At 33.1% G+C, this 15343-nt stretch carries 16 protein-coding genes and 1 tRNA gene; 2 read left to right on the forward strand and 15 right to left on the reverse strand.

Annotated elements, in window-relative coordinates:
• Positions 1 to 7 precede the first annotated feature (7 nt).
• The 4 genes from ACUUYC_RS23070 to ACUUYC_RS23085 form a co-directional block, all read right to left on the reverse strand.
• A complete protein-coding gene (locus ACUUYC_RS23070; protein ID WP_474269791.1) occupies positions 8 to 1957 on the reverse strand; it encodes a thiamine pyrophosphate-dependent enzyme in 1950 nt (649 codons plus the stop codon).
• 4 nt (positions 1958 to 1961) lie between these two features.
• Entirely contained in the window at positions 1962 to 2348 is a 387-nt protein-coding gene (locus ACUUYC_RS23075) for a DUF2721 domain-containing protein (RefSeq protein ID WP_474269792.1), read from the reverse strand.
• 116 nt (positions 2349 to 2464) lie between these two features.
• Positions 2465 to 4075: a glutamate synthase-related protein gene (locus ACUUYC_RS23080; protein WP_474269794.1), complete on the reverse strand. Its 1611-nt coding sequence runs from the start codon at positions 4073 to 4075 to the stop codon at positions 2465 to 2467.
• Between the two features lie 319 nt (positions 4076 to 4394).
• The gene (locus ACUUYC_RS23085) at positions 4395 to 4985 is read right to left on the reverse strand and encodes a Crp/Fnr family transcriptional regulator (protein ID WP_474269795.1); all 591 of its coding nucleotides are present in this window, start codon (positions 4983 to 4985) and stop codon (positions 4395 to 4397) included.
• 502 nt (positions 4986 to 5487) lie between these two features.
• Here ACUUYC_RS23085 and ACUUYC_RS23090 point away from each other — a divergent pair.
• Positions 5488 to 6924: a hypothetical protein gene (locus tag ACUUYC_RS23090; RefSeq protein WP_474269797.1), complete on the forward strand. Its 1437-nt coding sequence runs from the start codon at positions 5488 to 5490 to the stop codon at positions 6922 to 6924.
• 267 nt (positions 6925 to 7191) lie between these two features.
• Here the strand turns inward: ACUUYC_RS23090 and ACUUYC_RS23095 are convergent.
• From ACUUYC_RS23095 to ACUUYC_RS23135, 9 genes are all read right to left on the reverse strand, one after another.
• Positions 7192 to 7267: transfer RNA gene (locus ACUUYC_RS23095), tRNA-His, on the reverse strand.
• Positions 7268 to 7410: 143 nt separating this feature from the next.
• On the reverse strand, positions 7411 to 7632 hold the full coding sequence (locus tag ACUUYC_RS23100; RefSeq protein ID WP_474269798.1) for a hypothetical protein: 222 nt from the start codon (positions 7630 to 7632) through the stop codon (positions 7411 to 7413).
• Positions 7633 to 7652: 20 nt separating this feature from the next.
• The gene (locus tag ACUUYC_RS23105; protein ID WP_474269800.1) at positions 7653 to 7874 is read right to left on the reverse strand and encodes a hypothetical protein; all 222 of its coding nucleotides are present in this window, start codon (positions 7872 to 7874) and stop codon (positions 7653 to 7655) included.
• Positions 7875 to 7879: 5 nt separating this feature from the next.
• Positions 7880 to 8596 carry a bacillithiol biosynthesis deacetylase BshB1 gene (bshB1, locus tag ACUUYC_RS23110; protein WP_474269801.1) on the reverse strand — a complete coding sequence of 239 codons (717 nt, stop codon included), beginning with the start codon at positions 8594 to 8596 and terminating at the stop codon, positions 7880 to 7882.
• Positions 8597 to 8953: 357 nt separating this feature from the next.
• Positions 8954 to 9487, reverse strand: coding sequence for a hypothetical protein (locus tag ACUUYC_RS23115; RefSeq protein ID WP_474269802.1), 534 nt, complete (start codon positions 9485 to 9487; stop codon positions 8954 to 8956).
• A 166-nt stretch (positions 9488 to 9653) separates the two neighbouring features.
• Positions 9654 to 10019 carry a hypothetical protein gene (locus ACUUYC_RS23120; RefSeq protein WP_474269804.1) on the reverse strand — a complete coding sequence of 122 codons (366 nt, stop codon included), beginning with the start codon at positions 10017 to 10019 and terminating at the stop codon, positions 9654 to 9656.
• A gap of 5 nt (positions 10020 to 10024) precedes the next feature.
• Positions 10025 to 11185, reverse strand: a complete 1161-nt coding sequence (locus ACUUYC_RS23125; RefSeq protein ID WP_474269806.1) for a trans-sulfuration enzyme family protein — start codon at positions 11183 to 11185, stop codon at positions 10025 to 10027.
• A gap of 48 nt (positions 11186 to 11233) precedes the next feature.
• Positions 11234 to 12643: an MATE family efflux transporter gene (locus ACUUYC_RS23130; RefSeq protein ID WP_474269808.1), complete on the reverse strand. Its 1410-nt coding sequence runs from the start codon at positions 12641 to 12643 to the stop codon at positions 11234 to 11236.
• Between the two features lie 439 nt (positions 12644 to 13082).
• Entirely contained in the window at positions 13083 to 13691 is a 609-nt protein-coding gene (locus ACUUYC_RS23135; RefSeq protein ID WP_474269810.1) for a glutathione peroxidase, read from the reverse strand.
• 395 nt (positions 13692 to 14086) lie between these two features.
• Between ACUUYC_RS23135 and ACUUYC_RS23140 the strand changes: the two genes are divergently transcribed.
• Positions 14087 to 14674 carry a CHAP domain-containing protein gene (locus ACUUYC_RS23140; protein ID WP_474269812.1) on the forward strand — a complete coding sequence of 196 codons (588 nt, stop codon included), beginning with the start codon at positions 14087 to 14089 and terminating at the stop codon, positions 14672 to 14674.
• 119 nt (positions 14675 to 14793) lie between these two features.
• On the opposite strand, the gene ACUUYC_RS23145 is transcribed toward ACUUYC_RS23140, so the two are convergent.
• Both ACUUYC_RS23145 and ACUUYC_RS23150 read right to left on the reverse strand, forming a co-directional pair.
• Positions 14794 to 14994, reverse strand: coding sequence for a hypothetical protein (locus ACUUYC_RS23145; RefSeq protein ID WP_474269814.1), 201 nt, complete (start codon positions 14992 to 14994; stop codon positions 14794 to 14796).
• Positions 14995 to 15161: 167 nt separating this feature from the next.
• Positions 15162 to 15302 carry a hypothetical protein gene (locus ACUUYC_RS23150; RefSeq protein WP_474269815.1) on the reverse strand — a complete coding sequence of 47 codons (141 nt, stop codon included), beginning with the start codon at positions 15300 to 15302 and terminating at the stop codon, positions 15162 to 15164.
• Between the last annotated feature and the right edge of the window lie 41 nt (positions 15303 to 15343).

Consider the following 15343-nt stretch of genomic DNA (forward strand, 5'->3'; position numbering starts at 1 on the left):
TTCTAACTTATATTAATGTGGCGTCTGTTATTATTTCTAATAATGCTGGACCATTGTGTGCTTTAAGTTGTTCTAAAGCTGGCAATAGTTCTTCTGTTTTGGTCACTCTAATTCCTAAAGCACCACAGTTTTCTGCATATGCTGCAAAATTTACATTGTGTAAAGATGTTTTCCAAACATCAAGTTCTGCTGCTTTTTGTTCTTTCGATATTTTTCCGAGTTCTGAATTGTTTAGTAATACATGTTTGATGTTCATATTGTATTTTACCAACGTCATCATTTCACCTAAGTATTGTCCAAAACCTCCATCGCCAGAAACCGACCAAATTGGTCTGTCTTTTCCTTGTGCTGCCCATGCGCCCATTGCGGCTGGCAATGAGAAACCGATAGATCCTAGATATCCTGACATTAAAATCGATTGGTTTTTAGGTTCAAAATAACGTCCAAATGAATAAGTATTATTTCCAACATCAACGGCAATTACCGCATTGTCTGGAACTACTTTGTTCATTGCTTCAAAAACGGCAATAGAACTCAATCCAATTTTACTTTCATCTTTTAGGCGACTTGCTTTTTCTTCATTCCATATTTCCCAACGTTTTGCAATTTCCGGACGTCTGTCTACAGTGTTTAATGTTCCTTCTGTTTGTTCTACTATGATAGATAAGGTTTCCGAAATTTCTCCCCAAAGTGCAGCATCAACTTTATGAAACTTACTCAATGCTGTTGGATCATAATCTACTTGTATGATTGGTTTTTTTGGTGTGATTCCTGTGTGATTGGAAAAAGATGCACCAAATACGATGAGTAAGTCACTTTCGTTCATAAACCAAGAAGCTATAGGCGTTCCGCTTCTTCCTAATACACCACAACCTAACTCATGATGATCTGAAATTTGTCCTTTTGCCTTAAACGTCGTAATCACTGGACAGTTTAGTTTTTTAGCGAAAGCTGTAATTGCTTTCATATGAAAACGCGCTCCGTGACCAACTATGATGGCTGGCATTTTAGAACCTTCTATCATTGTTACAGCTTTTGAAACCATTTGCCTAGGCGGCGAAATGTTCATTGGTGTAATTCTTCCTTCTGGTGTTTGTGCTTTTTCTCTAGCTGGTTTAGGCATAAAAGCGACTTCATCAGGAAATGTTATGTGTGATACATCTCTGTTTAATATTGCACTTTTTATAGCCAAACTCATCAATTCACTATGCTTTGAGTTTTGCTGTACACTGTGATTAAAATTTGCTACAGTTTGAAACGCTCCTACTAAATCTACTTCTTGAAATGCGCCAGTTCCTACAACTTGTGTATTTACCTGACCAGATAGTACTAACATTGGCGAACGATCTACTTTTGCATCCCACATTCCTGTGAACATGTTTGTAGCACCTGGACCTGCAATACCAAAACTTACAGCTGGTTTCCCCATTAATTTACCATAGGCTGAAGCTGCAAAAGCTGCTGCGCCTTCATGACGAATACCAAAGAATTGAAAGTTTCCTTTTGCTTCTTGTCGCATCATTGCATTGGCAACTCCTAGGTTTGAATGTCCAACCATACCGAAACCTGTATTCACTCCCCAATTTACCATGGTTTCTATCATGACATCAGAAATAGTATCTTGATGTGTTTCTTCTTCTTCTACAGCGATGAGAATTTCATCACCTTCTTCTTTTACTTCAAAGGTTTTTATTCCATCATCATAACCGCCTGGCGACATTCCTGTACATGGATCAAAATCCCAACCGTGCCAAGGACAACGTAGCATTCCGTTTTCTATAGAACCTTCTCCTAACGGACCGCCTTGATGTGGACATTTATTATCCAGTGCAGAAAACTTGCCTTTATAATGCGTTAAACAAACTCCTTGATGACCAGCAGTAACCGTCTGAACACGTCCTTCTGGTAATGTTTTTTTATCTTTTAGTACACTGTACCATTTTTTGGTTGTAGCCATGTTTTTAGTTTTTGTTGATTCTTGTTTTGAATTGATCTTGTCGAATACTTACTGCTCTGTATGAGTATTTTATGAGAGAGAATAATCCAAAAAGCATAATTACAATTCCGATGATACTTATATACGTAGCACTTTTTTCTATGAAACTTAACTCCAAACCACCTATTAATCCTGAAATTGCCAAACATGCAACTGCGATATAGAAAAATACCATTGCTCTGTTTAAGGTTTTTAGTTGAGTAAGTTTTCGAATGATTATAGCTTCGTCTTTACAACCTTCATTTATGAGTCCATTGAGTTCATTACTTAAAGTGACCATAAGATTAGAGGTTGATAGAATTAACAGACCAATTCCTGGGACTATTGTGATGGGTAAATACCAGTTTTCCATTTGTTTTAGTTTACTTGACTTTTGCGTTAAGGGTTGCAACGGCATCCTTTTGCTTTTTTTGCAAAAGATATAGTGAAAGGCCTGACCCTTGTGGTAACGCCCAAATTGTTATTTTTCTATTTAATTCCTGCGTAGTTTATTCCTGTTAGATAGTGCATTTCTCTATCGAATGTAGATAAATCATCGTGATTGAATTTAGTTACATCGTCATATCCACACGAACGTGCAACAACTTTTATTAAGTCATTTGTGGCGTCAAAATAGTTATGCAATTGCTTCGCAGAAGAGTCTATGATTAATCTACTACGCAATGATTCTTTTTGCGTCGCAATTCCTACTGGACAGTTGTTGCTTCCGCAAGCGCGCATTCCTAAACAGCCAATTGCTTGCAATGCCGAATTGGATACTGCAATTGCATCAGCGCCCAACATCATTGCTTTTGCAAAGTCTTCCGCAATACGCAAACCACCTGTAATTACGAGTGTAACATCGGTTGCTCCAACTTTATCCATGTATTTTCGTGCTCTTGCTAATGCAGGAATTGTCGGTACATTAATGTTGTCTCTTAGAATGGTTGGCGCAGAACCTGTTCCGCCTCCGCGACCATCTAGAATGATATAATCTACACCAACATCTAGTGCAAATTGAATGTCTTTTTCTATGTGACTTGCTGCAATTTTGAATCCGATAGGAATTCCTCCTGTGCGTTCACGTACTTTGTCTGAGAAATCTTTGAAGTCTTGCACTGTATGAAAGTTAGGGTTTGCTGCTGGCGAAATTGCCGTTTCTCCTTCTTTTAATCCTCTCACCTCAGCAATTTCTTTACTTACTTTGTTTCCTGGCAAATGTCCGCCAGTTCCAGTTTTTGCACCTTGTCCGCCTTTGAAATGAAAGGCTTGTACATTGTCTAGTTTATCCCAAGAAAACCCAAATTGTGCAGATGCTAATTCATAGAAGTATTTTGAGTTGTTGGATTGTTCTTCTGGAAGCATTCCTCCTTCTCCAGAACAGATTCCTGTTCCTGCTAGCTGTGCTCCTTTTGATAGTGCAATTTTTGCTTCGCGCGATAAGGCTCCGAAACTCATATCACTTACAAAAAGCGGTATGTCTAGTTCTAAAGGTTTTTTTGCTTTTGGACCAATGATAACTTTAGTTGCTACATTTTCATGATCTAGTAAAGGTCTGGAAGCTAGTTGTGCTGGTAAAAATTGAATATCATTCCAGTTAGGAAGTGTATTTCTGTCTACGCCCATAGATGCTGAAAAACCGTGATGTCCAAGGTTTTTTAGTCCATTTTTGGCTAGTTCTTTTATGTAACCTGTATATGGTTCCGTACTTTCAGGATGTGTATCTGCATACGCACCTAAGTATTCATCTCTATTGAAAGGTTGTGGACTATTGACTAAATAGGCATCAATTTCAAATTCATCGACCAATAAATTATCTTCTTCAATCTTCGTTGAGAATTTATGCAATACTTCTTTGTTATTGTATTCTGAAACACCAGAATCTACTCTGTAGTCCCAACCGTGAACTCCACAGATAAGATTGTGGCCATCTACGTGACCGTCAGACATTAGTGCGCCTCTGTGCAAACATCTTCCGTAAAGTACAGAGATATCTTTGTCAAATTTTACAATTACTAAGTCTAATCCGTTGACTAATGCATGAACTGGTTGTTTATTTATTAACTCACTTACTTGGGCAATTACTACTGGTTTTTTCATAAATACTAGGTTGGCTTTTTATTGTTGCTTACGCTGTTGGTTTTAATTATCTCTAAATTATAGGCAAGCTAGACCTTTTCTGAAATATAGAAAAGACCTAAATATTAGATAGTTACTTTAGACGACACTTTGTGCTTTTTTTTACAAAAAACATTTATTTTTTTATGTTTTCTGCATTATTGTGGTTTTCCGTATCATCTTATTACCATTTTTAATAGCAGTAATAATTTAAAGGTAGGAATTATTATTAACAAGTTGATTCTAGCGAATTGGAGTTCGTATACTACTGAAAAACAGGGATTATTATATGCATTGTTAACTATTTCGTTTTAGAAATAAATTGGACATCATAATCAATATTACCTTCTTTTCGCATTTTACTAAGTACATTACTCACTGTTTGCCGTGAAGTATTGGTAAGGTTTGCAATTTCCTTGTGAGACAAAAGGTTTTTTGCTATTAGTTTCCCTTCTTCATTCGTTTCTCCAAATTCATTTAAATAATCGGTAATAAATTCTTTAATTCTTGTTGTACTGTCTTTATATAATAAATCGTGTAATCTTCGTTCTAGTTTTTTTATACGCAATCCGTAGATTTTAAGCACACCATTTTTTAAGGATTTATGTTTCTCCATCAATCCTTCCATTTGCTCAGCATCTATGTAGCATATTATACAATCTTCTAAAGCATAAGCAACTTCTTCGGTTGCTACTTCTTTGTCGAAAAGCGCCAATTCACCAAAGATGTTTCCTCGTTTTACAATGTACTTAACATTATCACTTGTAGTATTTACAATCTTTACACTTCCTTTTTTTAGAAAGAAGACACTATTTTTATGTGCATCAGGAAGTACTATCGATTTTCCTTTTTCAATAGTGTCCATCTCAAGAATCTCACAGATTTTCATCATGTTGAGTATTCCGAGTTTTTTGAAAAGATTAAATCCTTCCAGAAACCAATATTTAGTGATTGCTTTCAATTGTAGTTTTGGTAATTGTTATGAATTCAAATATATAAAATTTAATGTGTAAGCAATTGGACTATATTCTCAATAGTTACTTTAGACGACAGTTTTTGGATGATTTAGGAATCTATTATAAAATTCTTTTATACTTATAAGAAATACATATTCTTATTGTGCGATAAATTATGCGTCGTTAGAGAAAATTCTTAAGAATAAAAAACATCAAACGGTTTTAAAGCGTATAATTACTCTTTTCATAATCAAGTATTTACACCTGAAATTTCACCAAAACAATATATTAAATTTGATTTCTATTATCCCTCAATAATAAAATTTAATTAACATCCTTTGTATTAAAATTTAAAGAAATAGTATTTCTATTAAATTTTATGCAAGCCCATTTCTATTCTTAATGAGTACTAATAATAAACATTTAAAATAAACAACAATGGAAGATCAGTATGGTTTTAGCCCCGAAATTTTTGAATTAATAGAATTACATCCAACACGAAAAAGAGATGATGATAAAGTAGGCATAGGTTATGGAGACAAAGTTCGTTTTGATCCTTTTAATCAACGATCCTCTGAATGGAATGTTATACGTGAGAATAATAATTCACAAAAAATCCCAGTAGGAAATAGTTGTGTATTTCTCCAAAACGGTATTGAGTTTGCGGGTTTACACAAAGAGTCAGGAGGAGGAGTTATTGCTACTCTCAAAAAATCATTTACATTAAATGATAAAGAAAAGAATATTCCATTAAGCGTTACTTTTTCTTTTACAATGACTGTTTCTCATTTAAATAGGACTGATACGGGAAGTGCTTCTGCAATACTACCAGGTGGATTAATGCTTCATTATGCTAAAGATAAAAATGGAGAATATGAACCATTCGGAAAATATTATTATGTAGACCCTAAAGGTGATGCATCTAATTGGGTATTTATGGGCGATTCAGAACTTTCGACTGGAACGAGTTTCCATTCTCATAATGTGGTTATGGTTTTTCAAGAGGGTAATTTAAAACTTTGGGAAAATGAAAAGTTAATTTTCGAACAAAAAATAACAGCTTATGATGATGTTAAGGCTCATTTTGGTCTGCAGTATTATGGAAAAAATGCAAGTGGACATGGAGTATTAAATATGATTAATTTCCAAGCATTGGTAGGACTAACACAACCATATGTTTCTAGAACAAGAGCAATCCCTTCACCTCCATCTCAATCACAAAAAGCCAAAATGAAAGAATTGGCTGAATATGCCAAAAATAATGATTTGCATGGAAAAGCAAGTAGTATTAGAGATGATCTAAATAAAATACCTGTTGGACCAAGCTCAATATTTACGGGAATTAGGCCTGATAGAGCATTAACAAATAAGGTAGAAAGCTTCAAAAAAAGCCCAGCCATGCAAGGGTTCAAAAATATTATCGCTCCAAGTTCGGGATCTTCCAATGGCAAAGCTGGACCAGTACTTTTTATAGGAATAGAAGCCGATGCTTCATTTTTTCTTTCAATTGGTTATAGTCTAGGTTTTCTATTCAGCTTAGATGGTACTAACCGTTCTATGGCAGTTTTAATAACTTCTGCAGGCTTCGAAACAAATGTAAGTGCTGATATTGGAATTGGTCTTGGAGTTTTTCCAAACTCTACACCTGTAAGTCTTAAAGGATTTGGAGTGTATACACGAGTTTCCTTTGATACACCAATTGCAGGTGCTGGTATCGGAGTAAATATATCTGGTAATTACCCAATGGATACTATTAATTGGAGTAACTGCGGTCCTGGACTGTCCTTAACAGCAGGTGTTTCTATTTTACCTATAAGTCTTGGTGCTGGAGTTTCATGGACTTGGGAGATGTTTAATTTAGGCGTACTCAGGTAAACATTCTAAATAAGCAACCTCGATAATAGTATTGATAATGAAAAGTGTTTTCCTTTTAGAAAAGACAAACGCACAACAATAAAATCAATTTACAGAAAGCTCTTTTTAGGGCTTTCTTTCATTTTAAACAAATTGTATAGCTAAATAATTTTCATAATTAAAAAACGCGTCGAAACGATATTTCTGAGTAAAAAAGATTAAGAAATATAGCTTTCAAAAAAAAACTCTAAAACAAAAAAAACTCCTCATAAAGAGGAGTTTATAAAAGGGTGAAAGACGGGATTCGAACCCGCGACCCTTGGTACCACAAACCAATGCTCTAACCAACTGAGCTACAATCACCATTTGTTTTAGCGGATGCAAATATATGTTATTTCATTTTTTATCCAAAGTGTTTATGCTATTTATTTCACTTTATTTTTTATCTATATGATTATGAAAATATTAGCTTCTATTTTTTTTAGCCTTTTTTTAATATCTAAGAGATTAAAGTATAAAATGAAAACAACCATGGGATAATGTTCGTGGACAATCACAAGGAACGATTACATAATTTGCTTTAAAAGCCTCTGGACTTATCTCATATAACGGAATCGAAATAAAAATCAACACTAATAGAATTGCTATCAACTTCATTCGTACTGAAAATTTTCGCGTACTAGACGCATATTCAAATTGAAATGGATTGTGTATGTGTTCTTGTTCCATAGTTCTATTTCTAATTGATATTAAAAAAGTTGCCAATATTGAACACCTCCAAAACAATCTCCAGTAAAGTTAAAAATAGTTGCGTTGAGTTGAAAGGTATGCTCATTGATTTCATACAATGGAATTGATATAAAAATCAATACTAATATTATTGCCATCATTTTTGTCCATACTGAAAATTTTCGTGTGCTAGACGCGTATTCAAATTGAAATGGATTGTGTATGTGCTCTTGTTCTTCCATAGTCTTTATATTAAATCTGAAATGGAATCTACCGCAGCATATCGTTCAACAGTGAATCCTTCGGCGTAATTAACGCCAATTAAGCGACCTAAATCTCTTGCTCTATAGTTTATACTATCTATAAAGTTTTTGCTCGTTATAGGTGTTTCTGCTTCGTTACTCTTTGGATCATAGAATTGTGAACTATATGCCATCACAGATTTATGCTTGGTTTCTATAAATCCAGATACATCAACTAAGAAATCTGGTTCAATGTTTTTCCATTGAATGTAATGATATACATGCTTTGGTCGCCATTTTTCTTGTGTTTTTCCGTCAAGCTGTGTTTCAATCTTCATTAATCCACTTAAAAAGCAAGCATCACTTACGAGTTGACTTCCTTTTCCATGATCTATATGACGATCATCAATTGCATTACATAATACAATTTCTGGTTGGTATTTACGAATCATTTTAATGATTTCCAATTGATGCGCTTTATCATTCTTAAAAAAACCATCTGCAAACGCTAGATTTTCTCTGACTTCAACGCCTAATATTTTCGCTGCATTTGCCGCTTCAATGTCTCGTAAATCTGCTGAACCACGTGTTCCAAGTTCGCCACGAGTCAAATCGACAATTCCGACTTTTTTACCATTTGTAATTTCTTTTGCAACTGTGGCTCCACAACCTAATTCTACATCATCAGGATGTGCGCCAAAAGCTAATATGTCTAATTTCATGCTTCTCTTTATGCTTTTTACAAAAATACAATTTATTTAATTCTCAAAACGATTACAACCAATTATACGAAATATCATTCACTATAATTTCACATGTTTTTTGATCTAATCCATAATTTTCTTTTAGAAAGATTATAGCATTTTTCCTTCCTGTATTAATATTGGAAAAATTCCATAGCTCAAAAACACTTACCTTTTGGTAAATTTCTTTAAGTAGTTTCTTTTCTTCATTTACAAATTCTTCATGACTTGCAATCTAGCTTATAAAGTCTTTTCCTGGACTAACGTTGAATTCCTGTATAATACGGATACTTTTTTCGCTTAATATGTTTTTTCTAGATTCGATTTTATTTTATTTTAAGTTTTAATAGTTTTTTCAATTTCTTTCAAAACTGTAATAAATTTTTCTAAATGTTCAACATTATTTATTCCATATGCTGGCGTTAGTATAATGCTAGTAACTTTTCTGTGCTGAGTTTGAATGTAAATTTGTTCATTAAGAATGTTTTCAACAAATATCTTGTTATTAACTAACTTTTTACACACTTTTCTATCAACATGAATGTAAAATTGTTTGTTTACTTTTCGTGGAATAAATCTTGCTTTAGCAGGAAAAAAAATATCTTTTATACGATTCCATAGACCTTTTGGGTACATGGTAAGCGTAGTTTTATATACTTTATCGAAATAGAGTGCAATCCGAAACGGCTCTGCAGTTCGTACGGCATCTGAAACTTCATTAATGTTGATCTTAATTTTACTTCCATCAATTACAAACAAACCTTTTTGTCGTTGATAGCTCTGTTTTCCATTTGGAAAATTTATACTGACTTTCGGATCTTCTTCATAAACTCCATCATGTTTTTTAGCAAATTCTTCTAATACATTCATCTAGTTTTATAATAATTATATATCTAATAAGGTGTAAATAATTGATAATTGTTACAACTATTGATACGATATTTATTTTTTGAAAGATTAATAAAAACAAAAAACCTCAACGAAATATCATTGAGGCTTTGTTTTATGATTCGTTTATTTCTAAACAAATTAATCATTATTGTTGTTTGTAATAGTTGTAACCTTCCAATTCTGATTCCGTTACTTTTTCTACTTTCAATAATTTAGGACTATCTAGTAAAAAACCTTCTTTTGCCATTGGCGCATGCCCAATAAAAGTTTGTAGCTTTTCAGCATCTATATCTTCTGGCATTACTTCAAATTTATTTGAATACATTTTTATATGCACAGCAAATTCATCCAATGCTATTATTTTTGTAATACCATAGGTACCATCTTCATTTTGAGAAACGTATAAACCGCCTACTTTCAAATCATTATCTGTATTTTTAGCATCTTTATTACCACACGCTATAAAAGTGAACGTTAATATCATTGCTAAGATTAATTTTATTTTTCTCATACGTTTTACTTCTTTTTTTTCGATTTTTTTATTGCTTGATTGAGATCTGAAATGATGTCTTTCTTCTCCTCTATTCCAACCGAGAAACGAATCAATCCGTCTGCAATTCCTTGCTTTTTACGTTCTTCAGTAGTTAACAATGCATGTGAAGTTTGTGTCGGACTTAACACGGTACTTTCTACACCAGCCAAACTCATTGAAGGTTTTATTAGTTTCAACGATTTGAAAAATTTTGAAACATTATATTCTGGTTTTAATTCAAAAGACATCATTCCGCCAAAGCCAGACATTTGCGATTTTGCCAATTCATGATCTTGATGCGATTTTAATCCTGGATAATATACTTTAGCAACTGCTTCATGCTTTTCTAAGTAATTAGCGAGTTTTAGCGCATTTTTGTTTTGTGCTGCAACACGAATTCCTAATGTTTTCATACTTCTTTCTAACATCCAAACCGTAAAATCACTTAAACTTCCACCTAGGTTTTTCCCAAGTTGAAATATACGATCCATGTGTTCTGCGGAAGCAGCAACTGCACCTGCCAAAATATCACTATGTCCACCAAAATATTTCGTTGCACTATGAATCATAATGTCAACTCCCATTGTTCCTGGCAACTGATTTACAGGACTCGCAAACGTATTGTCAATCATAGTAACAATGTTGTGTTTTTTAGCAAGTTTGACAACTTTTCGAATATCTGTAATTTTCAATAACGGATTCGAAGGTGTTTCAATATAAATAACTTTCGTATTCTTCTTGACTTCCTTTTTAAAGTCTTTTATATCTAAACTTTTCGTGAACGAATATTCAATTCCATATTTATCAAATTCTTCCAACACTAAATTCATAGTTCCGCCATACAATGCATTTTGCAATACAATATGGTCACCTTTGTGTAAAAAAGCTAGTAAACTTGTGCTTACAGCTGCCATTCCACTTCCAAAAATCATGGCGGCTTCTGTATGCTCTAACGCGGCAACTTTTTTACTTAATGCTTCTTGGTTTGGTGTATTAAAGTATCGCGGATAACGCTTTACATCTACATCTTCAAACGCATATGAACTACTCATATAAAGTGGAGAAACAGCTCCTTTGAATTGTGTATCTTTAACTTCTCCTGTATGTGTACAGACTGTATTGAGTCCTAATTTTTTATTTTTCATAAAAAGTATTTTCGTTGCAACTAAATTACAAAACTACCAGTTAGTAACCTAGACTTTAACAGCCTTCCATTTTCCTCTTTTAAAGACGATCATTCCAACTATTGCTATTAAAACTTCTGCGGCTGTAATTGCCCAGAATACACCTTTTGGTCCATATTCAAAATGTATTGCCATGAGATACGCAAACGGTAATTGAAATAGCCAGAAACATAAAAAGTTGATGTATGTTGGTGTTTTAGTATCGCCAGCTCCATTAAACGATTGTATAATCACCATAGCATATCCATAGAAAATATATCCAGCAGCAATAATTTGCAAGCATAATGCTCCATTTTCTATCACGATAGCTTCATCTGTAAATAAGCGAATAATTTCTTTCGCGAATACTAAATAGATGATCGATACAATTCCCATAAACCACGCATTGTATTTTCCAGTTTTCCAAACAGATGTTTCCGCTCTTTCTGGTTGGTTTGCTCCTAAGTTTTGTCCAACTAATGTTGCAGCGGCATTACTCATTCCCCAACAAGGCAAAAGTGTAAACATAACAACTCTAATAGCAATTGTATATCCAGCTAAGACATCACTTCCAAATTCGGACATCATTCGCATTAGGAATATCCAACTTGATGTTCCAATGATAAATTGTCCTATTCCGCCAAGGGAAATTTTCAAAAGATTCAACATAATGGCAGTTCGTATTACTAAATCTTTGAATTTAATTTTGATTACGCTCCAACCATAGAAAAGGATTCCTAGTTGAAATAATACGGCACTTCCACGTCCAATTGTTGTTGCTATCGCTGCACCTTCTACTCCAAAAGCAGGAATTGGACCAAATCCGAAGATAAATATCGGATCTAATATAATATTAAGTACATTGGATAGAATCAATGCTTTCATTGCAATAGAAGCATTTCCTGCGCCTCTAAATATGGCATTGATTAGAAATAGTAACATAATTGTCATATTTCCACCTAGTAGAATTTGTGTATAGCCGTAACCTTCTTCAATAAGTTCAGGTTCGCCGCCCATGAGTCCTAAGATTTCTTTTGGATAGATGATTCCAATGACACTCACGATACTTGCGATGAAAACTCCTAAAAATAGTGCTTGCACTGCGACTTTAGATGCGCCTTCCGGATCTTTTTCTCCTATTCTTCGAGCAACCATAGCCGTTGCAGCCATACTAACTCCAATGGCTACCGCGTATACCAACGTTACGACCGATTCTGTAAGTCCAATCGTTGCGACTGCATTTGTGCTGACTTGTGAAACGAACGCAATATCTACAATTGCGAATATTGATTCCATCAGCATTTCTAGAATCATGGGAATGGAAAGCATAAAAATTGCTTTTCGGATGCTTCCAGTTGTAAAATTATTTTGAGAGCCTTTTAAAGCTTCTTTGAAGTATGAATATAGTTGTTTGATTGATATTTTATGGTCTTGTGACATTATTGTAATATTATATATTAGAATGTAGTAACCTCAAGAAGATTGGGTTACTTTAAAGGGTCGATAGTCATCGACGAGTTCCGAATATATATTACCTAGAGATCCATAATGACACAAATATCGCCTTTTTTTCGGATTATACAAATCTTTCAAAAAAGCGATATTGTTATATGTAAGTGAATTCGACTTAAGTCTGAATAAAACAACCTTTAGTTATTATTAACAATGTCATCGCTAAACGACTAAAATTCAATTTCAATTTTTCATTTTCTTTGCTTGCCCAAAGAAAAGAAACAAAAGAAAGGACACTTTTCCTGAGGTGTTTTTAGCTGAAAAAGCTAAAACCGCAAATCTTTCTCTAATTTTTTTCCAAGGCTTCAAAAATTTTTAACGAGAAAGCTTTGCTACACTGCGGAAAAGAACTCACCAGAATTACTTTTTACTTTTCAATCCAAGCTATAACAGCTTCATCGTTTGGTAATGTTTGTGGAGAAACTACTTTTTCTAATTCACCATTTTCGTTCACTAAATATTTTTGAAAGTTCCAAGCAACGTCAGAATCTTCCAATCCATTTTGTGATTTTTGCGTTAGGAATTTGTAAACTTCGTGCATGTCATCTCCTTTAACAGAAATTTTACTCATCATTTGAAACGTTACACCATAATTTGCTTTACAGAATTTAGCAATTTGCTGATCACTTCCAGGCTCTTGTGCGCCAAAATTGTTTGCAGGAAAACCAATAATTGTAAAATTTTGATCTTTGTATTTGTCATATACTTCTTGTAATTGCACATATTGTGGCGTTAATCCGCATTCAGAAGCTGTGTTTACAAATAGTACTTTTTTCCCTTTTAAATCGGCTAATTTGAAATCGTTTCCAGCAATATCTTTTACTGTAAACTGATGAATTGATCCTTTTTCCATAGTTTTTTCAGGTGTTGTTTTTGTGGTAGTTTCTATAGTTGAAACTGTTTCTTTTACTTTTTCTTTTGGTTTTGATGTACAACTTACAGTACATGCAACAAGCAACAGTATAAATATTCTCATTAGGCTTTTAGTTTTCGTAAAAATACAAAAGTATTCGTTTGGAGCTTGACTTCTTTTTACACTTTTGAACACATTATTGTGATATTTAATTTTTAAATCATGAAGTTTTTTTTATTTTTCGTCATGCAGAAAAATAGAATTACTCCTTTATTACTCTTTTTCATTTTCCAATTATTATCTGGCATATATATATTACTACGTCCAGATAATGCTCCAGAAGGTTGGCATTACTTAGTTGGCTTTATATTTTGTCTTTTTGCATTTATTCCTTTAGTTCTTGATTTTCTATTAAAAAGGTTTGTAAAAAAGACAGACAAACATATTTTAATTCAGTTCTTAATTACTTTTATATTATTGCTCTTATATTTTAAATGGGATTTAATTATTTTATCTGCATGAAACGAAAATTTCTGATTGTAACTATAGTATTTATAATATGTATTTGTTTTTTAAAGCTATCACAACATGTAAACATAAATCCTTTTAAAACTGTTGGTCAAGAATTAGATACATTTAATACTATTTCGGTGTATTATAATGGTGCTGTGAATCATGTGGAAAAACGAAATGTTGCGAAAGATGGTTATAACTTAGGACTAGAGTTTCAATGTGTTGAATTTGTCAAACGTTATTATTATGAACATTTACATCATAAAATGCCTGATAGTTATGGACATGCAAAAGATTTTTTTAATCCAACAATAGAAGATGGAAAACTGAATACGCAACGCAACTTGATTCAGTATACAAACCAAAGTATTTCAAAACCAAAAACAAATGACATTTTAGTGTTTCAAAGTTCTTGGTATAATTCGTTTGGACATGTTGCTATTGTAACGGAAGTCACGGATAACTCAGTTACTATTATTCAACAAAATGCAGGTCCATTTAGTCGTACGCGTATTTCTTACGATTTAACTCATGAAAACAATCGTTGGGAAATTTCATACAAAAAAATTGTAGGTTGGTTGCGAAAAGAATAAATCTGCTATTATTATTGCTTATGAGAAAATTTAAAGAAGCTGTCTAAAACTTCAAATTTTCGTCAAACTAATCAAGTTCAGAATGACGCGTTTTAACATTTTTAGACAGCTACTTTTTATTAAATTTCGAATGGACTAATGCATATTAATCTATACGTACATGGCGCTATGCGTCTGTAATAACATCCAATTGGTGGTGGCGCTAATTGTGGTTCTTCACAAGGAAAACCAATTTCAATTGGTATTAATGCTCCTGCATAGATTGCTTTTTGTTCCCTTTTACTTAAAACTTTTCCAATACTTAAAATTTGTTTTTTCATGATTAAATAATTAAAAATTAATAAAATATTTTGGTACTACAAATTACACCTAAGAAAGTGATTTTACAATTTAAAAACTCACTTCATCATTTATTAAAAAATTTTATATTTATATGTTGAAAAACTTTAACCTATAATAAAGTTGTTATTGGTTGCGAAAAGAATAGTTAGTCAGCATCGTTTTCATCTGACTTTTCCTTAGAAAAAAATTGTTCGGCTGGCATACCAAGTATTTTTACACCTTTAGGAAAAAAGATTGCATATAAAAAGAAAAGGGCGATAACGATAATAAAAATTATAACTTTCATACTATATTAGTATCAATTAAATATAAAAAGTAACAAAAAAA

The organism is Kordia sp. E, from assembly GCF_056033805.1.

Bases quoted from the DNA above. Each gene is read 5' to 3' on its own strand.
- ACUUYC_RS23085 (WP_474269795.1), bottom strand. From the start codon at position 4,985: ATGATGAAAATCTGTGAGATTCTTGAGATGGACACTATTGAAAAAGGA.
- ACUUYC_RS23115 (WP_474269802.1), bottom strand. From the start codon at position 9,487: ATGAATGTATTAGAAGAATTTGCTAAAAAACATGATGGAGTTTATGAA.
- ACUUYC_RS23120 (WP_474269804.1), bottom strand. From the start codon at position 10,019: ATGAGAAAAATAAAATTAATCTTAGCAATGATATTAACGTTCACTTTT.
- ACUUYC_RS23135 (WP_474269810.1), bottom strand. From the start codon at position 13,691: ATGAGAATATTTATACTGTTGCTTGTTGCATGTACTGTAAGTTGTACA.
- bshB1 (WP_474269801.1), bottom strand. From the start codon at position 8,596: ATGAAATTAGACATATTAGCTTTTGGCGCACATCCTGATGATGTAGAA.
- ACUUYC_RS23105 (WP_474269800.1), bottom strand. From the start codon at position 7,874: ATGGAAGAACAAGAGCACATACACAATCCATTTCAATTTGAATACGCG.
- ACUUYC_RS23090 (WP_474269797.1), top strand. From the start codon at position 5,488: ATGGAAGATCAGTATGGTTTTAGCCCCGAAATTTTTGAATTAATAGAA.
- ACUUYC_RS23070 (WP_474269791.1), bottom strand. From the start codon at position 1,957: ATGGCTACAACCAAAAAATGGTACAGTGTACTAAAAGATAAAAAAACA.
- ACUUYC_RS23100 (WP_474269798.1), bottom strand. From the start codon at position 7,632: ATGGAACAAGAACACATACACAATCCATTTCAATTTGAATATGCGTCT.
- ACUUYC_RS23075 (WP_474269792.1), bottom strand. From the start codon at position 2,348: ATGGAAAACTGGTATTTACCCATCACAATAGTCCCAGGAATTGGTCTG.
- ACUUYC_RS23130 (WP_474269808.1), bottom strand. From the start codon at position 12,643: ATGTCACAAGACCATAAAATATCAATCAAACAACTATATTCATACTTC.
- ACUUYC_RS23145 (WP_474269814.1), bottom strand. From the start codon at position 14,994: ATGAAAAAACAAATTTTAAGTATTGGAAAAGTTTTAAGTAAAAGGGAA.
- ACUUYC_RS23080 (WP_474269794.1), bottom strand. From the start codon at position 4,075: ATGAAAAAACCAGTAGTAATTGCCCAAGTAAGTGAGTTAATAAATAAA.
- ACUUYC_RS23140 (WP_474269812.1), top strand. From the start codon at position 14,087: ATGAAACGAAAATTTCTGATTGTAACTATAGTATTTATAATATGTATT.
- ACUUYC_RS23125 (WP_474269806.1), bottom strand. From the start codon at position 11,185: ATGAAAAATAAAAAATTAGGACTCAATACAGTCTGTACACATACAGGA.
- ACUUYC_RS23150 (WP_474269815.1), bottom strand. From the start codon at position 15,302: ATGAAAGTTATAATTTTTATTATCGTTATCGCCCTTTTCTTTTTATAT.